Here is a 7956-nt window from a genome sequence, read left to right as displayed (position 1 = left end):
GGCTGCGGTGACGGGCCTGGGCTTCGGGGCCGCCGCCGGCGGTAATGCGCTGGAGCCGGTGGCGCAGATCGGCCACCAGAACGTCCATCGCCGCTTTCCGCTGGTGGAATTCTTCAGACTGGGTGTTGATGGTGCTGTGTAGGATGGCCATGGCTGTCTCAGTTGGATTCCTTGAAAATTTCCCGCCCGATCAGCATGCGGCGTACTTCCTGGGTGCCGGCGCCGATTTCGTAGAGTTTGGCATCCCGCAGCAGGCGGCCGGTGGCGTATTCGTTGATGTAGCCGTTGCCGCCCAGAATCTGGATCGCTTCCAGTGCCATTTTGGTGGCCCGTTCGGAGGTGTAGAGAATGGCGCCGGCGGCGTCCTTGCGGGTGGTCTCGCCACGGTCACAGGCCTGGGCCACGGCATATAGATACGCCCGGGACGCGGCCATTTCTGTGTACATGTCCGCCAGTTTGCCCTGGATCAGCTGAAATTCGCCGATGGGCTGGTCAAACTGTCTCCGCTCGTGAACGTAGGGCACAACGATGTCCATGCAGGCCAGCATGATGCCGGTGGGGCCGCCGGAGAGCACCACGCGCTCGTAGTCGAGGCCGGACATCAGCACTTTCACGCCTTCGTTTTCCTGACCCAGTATGTTTTCGGCGGGTACTTCGACGTTGTCGAAGATCAGTTCGCAGGTGTTGGAGCCGCGCATGCCGAGCTTGTCCAGCTTGGGTCCGCGAGAGAAGCCTTTCCAGTCCCGCTCAACGATAAAGGCGGTGATTCCGCGGGGGCCGGCTTTGGGTTCGGTTTTGGCGTAGATGACGTAGGTGTGGGCATCGGGACCGTTGGTGATCCACATTTTGCTGCCATTCAGTACGTAGTGATCGCCTTTCTTGTCGGCCCGGAGTTTCATGCTGACCACATCGGAGCCGGCATTGGGTTCGCTCATGGCGAGGGCGCCGATGTGTTCGCCTCTGACCAGTTTAGGCAGGTATTTGCGTTTCTGGTCTTCGGTGCCGTTCCTGTGTATCTGGTTAACGCACAGGTTGGAGTGGGCGCCGTAGCTGAGGCCGATGCTGGCGCTGGCGCGGCTGATTTCTTCCATGGCGATGGTGTGGGCCAGGTAGCCCATGTCGCTGCCGCCGTATTCTTCGCTGACGGTCATGCCGAGCAGGCCCATTTCACCGAGTTTGGGCCATAGGTCGTTGGGGAACTGGTTGTCGCGGTCGGTTTTGTCGGCGACGGGGGCGATGTGGTCGTTGGCGAAGCGGGTGACCTGGTCGCGCAGGGCGTTGATGGTTTCGCCGTGGTTGAAGTTCAGTGTGGTGTAGCTGTTCATTGTTGATTTCCTTGCTTTTGTTTTTGGCGTTTGCGTTCTGAAGCTTGGCGTGGGGGCTGCGATTCGGTATCTGTTTTCCGGACACGCCCACGAGCACATCCTTGTGGGGCTCGGCTGCAGCCATCCCTGGCTGCAGACGGTCCGGAAAACAGATCCCCAATCACGCCCGGGAACTTTTGAGTTAGCTGCGTAAAAACGAGTTCAGTATCAGTCAGGGCATTCATCGAGTGCTTCCCGGCATTTCGCTTCCGCCTCGTCCAGCTCGTCCTGCATGATCTGAATGTCCCGGAGTTGAGCTTCCAGGTGTTCGCGTCGTTTCTGAATTTTGCCCAGTAGGGCATTGATTTGGTGTCTGTTGTCCGAGTCAGGATCGTACATTTCGATTAGTTCGCGGGACTCGGACAGGCTGAAGCCCAGGCGTTTGCCACGAAGGATGAGCTTGAGTTTTACCCGGTCTGCGTCGCTGTAGAGTCGGGTCTGGCCGTCTCGTTCAGGGGTCAGCAGGCCGGATTCTTCGTAGAAGCGGATGGTGCGGGTAGTGACGTCGAATTCCCGGGCCAGGTCGCTGATGGTGTGCAGGTTTGGGGTGGCCATGATGTTCTTTTGTTTGTACGTTTACGTTAACGTAAACCTGCTTGGTGCTGACGTCAAGGTGGCAGGGCAGGTTTCATTTGAAGGCGTCGATGGTGAGGCGCTCATTCAGGTCTCGCCAGTGGCGGAGCATTTCCGGGCTGCCTTCGCGTCGGGTTCGGCCGCCCTGCAGGTTCCACAGGCCTTCACCGTTAAAACTGTAGACCGGCTCCAGGTCGGGGCGGCGGGAGCCAGGGCGGATTTCGTTGATCAGGTTGTCGAGGATCAGAGGGTCGGCGTCCGGTGTCGGGTACCAGGCGAGTATCATGTGGGCCTGGTTGAGTTCCAGGGCTTTGACGTAGGTGATGCGCAGCTGTTCGTCGGGGACGCCCATGGAGCGGAGGGTGAGGTATTTGGCGATGGCGAAATCTTCGCAGTCGCCGGCGTTGGTTGCCAGCAGCTCGACCGGGGTGGCCCAGTAGTCTTCCTGATCCCAGTGTTCGAGATCACTGACAAACGCTGCCCGGTTGAAAAATGAGTTTACCAGCTGGGTCTGGCGCTCGATGGGGGCATTGCGGGCCATGCGATGGAGGGATTGCCAGTTTTCGAGGCGGGTTCTGGCTTCCTGGCCGTACTCCTGCTGGATGTATTCAAGCAGGTCGGAACCAAGGTCGAGGGCAAGAGCGGCGGCGGCGAAGACCACAGCCGTGAGCAGCGAACTGCGTCTGGCTGCCTGCCACCTGAGCCCCATGGTGTTACCTTATCAGTTGTTGTCCCTCAGGCGCTGGCGCAGCTCCTCAAGGCGCTTGCGGATTTCTTCCCGACGTTCATCGGTGGCCTGTTGCGTTGCCATGGGCCGTGACTGGCCTGATGCTGGCTGGGCCGGTGAACGGGCCTGGCTCGGTTCAACCTCCGGGGCGCTGTCGTTGACGGACGCCAGTGTCACCCCACTACGATCATCCAGTTCGGGAAAATAGAGATTCTCGAGTTTTCCGCCGCGTTCAATAATGATGCGATTTGCGTGCACCGAGCGAAGGCGGGCATTTCCCGGAAGCTCATCTCCAATGATATAGACCTCGGTGCGGCTTCTGTCATCCTCTATCAGCGCACTACCGGGAAGTTCCTCGGTGCCGGCCATGACACCACGAAGGAATATGCGCAGATTGGTCTCGGGGAGGTTTTCGGTGTCCTGGGAGGCAACGGCGCCGTCAGCGCTGGCCATACCGAATACTTCCAGCGACGCCAGCTGAACGTCGGGCATTGGTTGACGTTGCTGCTGTTGGTCCGGCGCCTGGCGGGTGGCCTGACGGCTTTGATTTTGTTGTTCCTGGTCCCAGAACCGGTATCCCTGCCACCCGATGGTGCCTACCATGGCAACTGCGAGCAGCGAAGCGGTTAACAGGGGGAGTCTGGCGTGCAATGCAGACATGTCCATCCTTACCTATCATCCTGTGAGACTTCTGATATTTCCCCTGAAAGCCTCAGAACTGAAGAATTCCGTCTTGTTAAAAAGACGCTCATCACAATGTAACAGCTTTGGGGGCATTATAGTGTATTGAGTTATTCAGTGGGCGCCAAAACCTGTGGTAGCCTTCACACCTAAAGGGAATAATAAAAGGAGTCGCTTAACTTTATGGCTCCGACAGATAAATGGGGATGACCTTGACTACAGAACCACAAATCCAGCTGCAGGATGCTCCGCTGGGCCGTCTTCCTTTCACATTTGCCAAGCGCAACGGTGTCATCCTTACCCGGACGTCGGCCGGCGAGCCCATTATTTTTGTGCGCCCCGGTGCTGCCCATACCGCGCTGGCCGAGGCCAACCGTATCTGTGGCGGGCGCGCCCGGTTTGAAACCATCGATCCCTCGAATTTTGACGAGGCCCTGAACAGCGCCTATCAGAACGATTCCACCGAAGCCATGCAAATGGTCGAGGGCATTGGCGACGACATGGATCTGGCCTCGCTGGCAGATTCCGTTCCGGAAACCGAGGATCTGCTGGAACAGGAAGACGATGCCCCCATTATTCGTCTGATCAACGCCATTCTGACCGAAGCGGTCAAGAGCAATGCCTCTGACGTACACATTGAAACCTATGAGAAGCGCCTGGTCGTGCGTTTCCGGGTCGATGGCGTGTTGCGGGAAGTGGTGCAGCCCAAACGTGCCCTGGCCCCGTTACTGGTTTCCCGTATCAAGGTTATGGCCAAGCTGGATATCGCAGAAAAACGTATCCCACAGGACGGCCGTATTGCACTGAGGGTTGCCGGCAGGGAAGTGGATATCCGGGTTTCCACCATGCCATCGGCGGCCGGTGAGCGGGTGGTGTTGCGTCTGCTGGACAAGCAGGCCGGTAATATCCGCCTCGAGTCCCTGGGCATGAAAGGCGCTGATCTGGAATTGCTGCGCAAGATGGTGAAGCGGCCCTACGGCATTCTGCTGGTTACCGGTCCTACCGGTTCCGGTAAATCCACCACCCTTTATGCCGGGCTTCAGGAGATCAACGATCGCAGTCGCAATATCCTGACGGTGGAAGACCCCATTGAGTACAACCTGCCGGGTATCGGCCAGACCCAGGTTAACACCAAGGTGGACATGACCTTCGCCCGGGGGCTGCGGGCCATCCTGCGCCAGGACCCCGATGTGGTGATGATCGGTGAGATCCGAGATCTGGAAACGGCGGAAATTGCGGTTCAGGCCAGTTTGACCGGCCACCTGGTGCTCTCGACCTTGCACACCAACACCGCCGTCGGCGCCATTACCCGGTTGATGGACATGGGTATTGAACCCTTCCTGATTTCCTCCAGTCTCGTGGGCATTGTGGCCCAGCGCCTGGTCCGGGTGCTCTGTCATGAATGCCGCGAGCCTTATAAGCCCTCGCCGGAGCAGTGTGAGTTCCTGCAGGCAGACCCGGCCAATCCGCCAACCATTCACAAGGCCAAAGGCTGTGATTCCTGTAACCAGCTGGGTTATAAGGGCCGGATCGGCATCTATGAGGTGGTTGAAATAACCGACGCCATGAGCGCCATGATCCACAAGCGCTCCGGTGAACTTGAGCTGGAAATGGTGGCCCGCCAGTTTACCCCCAGCATCCATGCCGACGGCGTGAAGAAAATTCTTGAAGGAGTGACCACAGTAGAAGAAGTCCTCCGCGTAACCCACCGGAGCCGATAGCATGCCAGCGTTTGACTACAAGGCGCTGGACCGGCGTGGCAAGCAGGTCGGCGGTGTTATCGAGGCGGACGGTGCCCGTTCAGTTCGCCAGCAACTACGGGAGAAGGGCCTGGCGCCACTGACTGTCGAGCCCGCCAGTGAGAAACAGAGCAAGGGCGGGGGCGCCTCATTCAGTCGAAGGGGCAGCCTGAGTGCTTCGGACCTGGCTCTGGTAACCCGCCAGTTGTCGACGCTGATCCAGTCCGGTATTCCTATTGAACAGGCGCTGTCAGCTGCCGCCCAGCAGTCGGAACGGCCTGCCATGAAAGGCATGCTGATCGCCGTTCGCGCCAAGGTCATGGAAGGTTACACGCTGGCCGACAGTCTCGGTGAGTTCCCCAGGGCTTTTCCCCGTCTTTACCGTTCGACGGTAGCGGCCGGTGAGCACGCCGGGCATCTGGACCTGGTACTTAACCGGCTTGCGGACTACACCGAGGCCCGTCAGGAAGCGAGACAGAAAATTCAGCTGGCGGCTATCTATCCGATCATTCTCAGCTTTGTGGCCATCGCCATTGTCGTGTTCCTGCTGACCTACGTGGTGCCGGATATCATCGAGGTGTTCGTCCGTCAGGGGCAGGAACTTCCTGCACTGACCAACGCCATGCTGGTGGCCTCTGACTTTCTGTCCACCTGGGGCATCTGGCTGCTGCTGGTGCTGATCATTGCTGCCATTGCCTTCAGAATTTCCCTGAAAACCGAGAAAAACCGCCTTCGCTTTCATAAGGCCCTGTTGAATATGCCGATGCTGAAAGGCATGGTCAGGGGGGTTAATACCGCCCGTTATGCCAGTACTCTCAGTATTCTGACTACCAGTGGTGTGCCCCTGGTAGAGGCCATGCGGATAGCCGGCGAGGTACTCAGTAACGATTATCTGCGGCAGGAACTGCGGGCGGCTGCCCAGAAAGTCAGTGAGGGCGGAAGTCTTCACCGGGCCCTGGACCAGTCGGGCTACTTTCCACCCATGATGTTGCATATGATTGCCAGCGGGGAAGCCAGTGGCGAACTGGACAGCATGCTGGAGCGCACCGCCCGCATGCAGGAAAACACCCTGCAATCCAAGATTGCGGCCATGGTTGGCCTGTTCGAGCCCATGATGTTGCTGGTTATGGGGGTGGTGGTGCTGATCATTGTACTGGCCATCATGTTGCCAATCCTCAATATGAGCAATCTTGTGGGATAAGCCAGTGGTTCATGTGCAAGGATGACAATCCGGCAGGATGAAGCTGATTTAATGAACTCTCAAAGCCATTTCCTGCCCAATACGGACGTTGCAGTACCCGAAAAACTGATACAAGCCAAACCAAAAAAGAGAGCAATGACGATGAAACGCAAAACTCACCAGCGCGGCTTTACCCTGATTGAAATCATGGTGGTGATGGTTATCCTGGGGCTGCTTGTTGCTGTCGTGGCGCCCAACATCATGGGCCGCAGTGACCAGGCGAAAGTCACCATCGCCAAAACCCAGATCAGCAATATCGCCAACGCACTGGACCTTTATCGCCTGGACAACAGCCGCTACCCCTCGACCCAGCAGGGCCTTGAGGCGCTGGTCAACCGTCCTACCGGCAACCCCGAACCCCGCAACTGGAACCCGGACGGCTACCTGAAGAGCGTGCCAGAAGATCCCTGGGGAAATCTCTATCAGTACGTCAGCCCCGGTTCAAATGGCCCCTACGACCTGTATTCCCTTGGCTCGGACGGTCAGGAAGGTGGTGATGGCGATGCCACCGATATCAGCGTGCACGAGATAAACTGAGTGCTTCGCGGACTGAGGGAATAGACCTGCCATGATGCTACGGAAAGCAAACCTCGGTTTCACCATGATCGAGATTCTCGTGGTCATGGTTGTGGTAGGACTGCTGGCTGCGCTGGCCATCACCAACCTTGGCGGGGGCAGTGAGCAGCGCAAGTTGACGAGCCAGGTCCGGGAGCTTTACGTGCTCATGCAGACCGCATCAGATCAGGCCATCCTGAATAATCAGGAACTGGGGCTGAGCATCACGGAAGAAGGTTATCGCTTCATGGTATTCAACGAGCTTGAAGAACGATGGCAAGGGCAGGGTGAGCGCCTGTTCCAGGAGCGGGCGTTCCCGCCCTTGGTGAGCGTGACCCTGTTCGCTGATGATGATCTTCCCAAAATGGTGTCTGACGAGGCCGCTGAGCAGCCTGACATCGTGTTCTATTCCAGCGGGGAAACCACCCCCTTTGAGCTTGAATTCATGCTGGCCCAGGCCGAAGAACAGATGATATCTCTGATCTCTGACGGCTTCAGTGGTATCGAGTTGCAGACCGCTGCGGACAGGGCAGAACTGTGAACCGGCTGCGGAGTCCTCGTAAAAGCCAAAGACAAAAAGGGTTTACCCTGATCGAAGTGCTGGTGGCACTGATGATTTTCGGTATCGTGGCGACCGCCGCCTCACAGGTGGGCAGTCAGTACATGAGCAGCTTCGAGCGAACCCGTGATCTGACCTTCGCCTCCTGGATTGCCGGTAATTACATGAATGAGATCCGGGTACAGCCCAATACCCCGACCGCATCCGAGAACCGTGAAGACATGGACTATGCCGGCCGTCGATGGCAGGTGACCACGGTGGTGGCCAATACCGACGAGCCCGCCATTCGTCGGGTGGACATCCGTATCGCCGCCTACCGGGACAATTCCGGTGACCCCGCCCAGCTCTATTCCCAGTCAGGTTTTGTCCGTGTCCGTTAACTCTTCCCGTCTCGTCTGCCGCCCTCTGACGGCGGGCTCCCGGCAGACCGGTTTCACCCTGATGGAGGTGCTCATTGCGGTGAGCATCACCGCGGTTATCGGCCTGGGCATCTGGCAGGTGCTGTCAGATGCCCAGGC

Annotated in this window: 10 protein-coding genes; 6 read left to right on the top strand and 4 right to left on the bottom strand. The window is 58.2% G+C overall.

All coding sequences use genetic code 11. From position 1 onward, the window contains the following. Positions 1–158 precede the first annotated feature (158 nt). From AAC035_RS15885 to AAC035_RS15870, 4 genes are all read right to left on the bottom strand, one after another. Positions 159–1325: an isovaleryl-CoA dehydrogenase gene (locus tag AAC035_RS15885; protein WP_339805851.1), complete on the bottom strand. Its 1167-nt coding sequence runs from the start codon at positions 1323–1325 to the stop codon at positions 159–161. Between the two features lie 207 nt (positions 1326–1532). Then, the gene (locus tag AAC035_RS15880; protein ID WP_339805849.1) at positions 1533–1919 is read right to left on the bottom strand and encodes a MerR family DNA-binding transcriptional regulator; all 387 of its coding nucleotides are present in this window, start codon (positions 1917–1919) and stop codon (positions 1533–1535) included. Positions 1920–1992: 73 nt separating this feature from the next. Beyond that, positions 1993–2646 (bottom strand): transglutaminase-like cysteine peptidase, encoded by a 654-nt coding sequence (locus AAC035_RS15875; protein ID WP_339805847.1) that lies wholly within the window; start codon positions 2644–2646, stop codon positions 1993–1995. Between the two features lie 12 nt (positions 2647–2658). After that, a complete protein-coding gene (locus AAC035_RS15870; protein ID WP_339805845.1) occupies positions 2659–3324 on the bottom strand; it encodes a type II secretion system protein N in 666 nt (221 codons plus the stop codon). Between the two features lie 227 nt (positions 3325–3551). On the opposite strand from AAC035_RS15870, the gene gspE reads away from it, so the two are divergent. From gspE to AAC035_RS15840, 6 genes are all read left to right on the top strand, one after another. Continuing rightward, a complete protein-coding gene (gene gspE / locus AAC035_RS15865) occupies positions 3552–5066 on the top strand; it encodes a type II secretion system ATPase GspE (protein ID WP_339805843.1) in 1515 nt (504 codons plus the stop codon). 1 nt (position 5067) lies between these two features. After that, complete coding sequence (gene gspF, locus AAC035_RS15860) at positions 5068–6285, top strand: type II secretion system inner membrane protein GspF (RefSeq protein ID WP_339805841.1); 1218 nt, start codon at positions 5068–5070, stop codon at positions 6283–6285. Positions 6286–6426: 141 nt separating this feature from the next. Beyond that, positions 6427–6861: a type II secretion system major pseudopilin GspG gene (gspG, locus tag AAC035_RS15855; protein ID WP_339805839.1), complete on the top strand. Its 435-nt coding sequence runs from the start codon at positions 6427–6429 to the stop codon at positions 6859–6861. A gap of 31 nt (positions 6862–6892) precedes the next feature. Continuing rightward, positions 6893–7420 carry a type II secretion system minor pseudopilin GspH gene (gspH, locus tag AAC035_RS15850; RefSeq protein ID WP_339805837.1) on the top strand — a complete coding sequence of 176 codons (528 nt, stop codon included), beginning with the start codon at positions 6893–6895 and terminating at the stop codon, positions 7418–7420. Further along, a complete protein-coding gene (gspI, locus tag AAC035_RS15845; protein WP_339805835.1) occupies positions 7417–7818 on the top strand; it encodes a type II secretion system minor pseudopilin GspI in 402 nt (133 codons plus the stop codon). The genes gspH and gspI overlap by 4 nt, the downstream gene beginning before the upstream one ends. 25 nt (positions 7819–7843) lie before the next feature. After that, positions 7844–7956: prepilin-type N-terminal cleavage/methylation domain-containing protein (locus tag AAC035_RS15840; RefSeq protein WP_339805853.1), on the top strand; the 113-nt coding region annotated here is incomplete at its 3' end.

The sequence above is a fragment of the uncultured Marinobacter sp. genome (assembly GCF_963974375.1).
In the GTDB taxonomy this organism is placed as follows: Bacteria; Pseudomonadota; Gammaproteobacteria; order Pseudomonadales; family Oleiphilaceae; genus Marinobacter.
This window is presented reverse-complemented; position numbering and strand designations above follow the sequence as displayed.

Excerpts from the sequence above, each read along its gene's own strand:
- AAC035_RS15885 (WP_339805851.1), bottom strand. The coding sequence starts at position 1,325 with ATGAACAGCTACACCACACTGAACTTCAACCACGGCGAAACCATCAAC.
- gspE (WP_339805843.1), top strand. The coding sequence starts at position 3,552 with ATGACCTTGACTACAGAACCACAAATCCAGCTGCAGGATGCTCCGCTG.
- AAC035_RS15880 (WP_339805849.1), bottom strand. The coding sequence starts at position 1,919 with ATGGCCACCCCAAACCTGCACACCATCAGCGACCTGGCCCGGGAATTC.
- gspF (WP_339805841.1), top strand. The coding sequence starts at position 5,068 with ATGCCAGCGTTTGACTACAAGGCGCTGGACCGGCGTGGCAAGCAGGTC.
- AAC035_RS15870 (WP_339805845.1), bottom strand. The coding sequence starts at position 3,324 with ATGTCTGCATTGCACGCCAGACTCCCCCTGTTAACCGCTTCGCTGCTC.
- AAC035_RS15875 (WP_339805847.1), bottom strand. The coding sequence starts at position 2,646 with ATGGGGCTCAGGTGGCAGGCAGCCAGACGCAGTTCGCTGCTCACGGCT.
- gspH (WP_339805837.1), top strand. The coding sequence starts at position 6,893 with ATGATGCTACGGAAAGCAAACCTCGGTTTCACCATGATCGAGATTCTC.
- gspG (WP_339805839.1), top strand. The coding sequence starts at position 6,427 with ATGAAACGCAAAACTCACCAGCGCGGCTTTACCCTGATTGAAATCATG.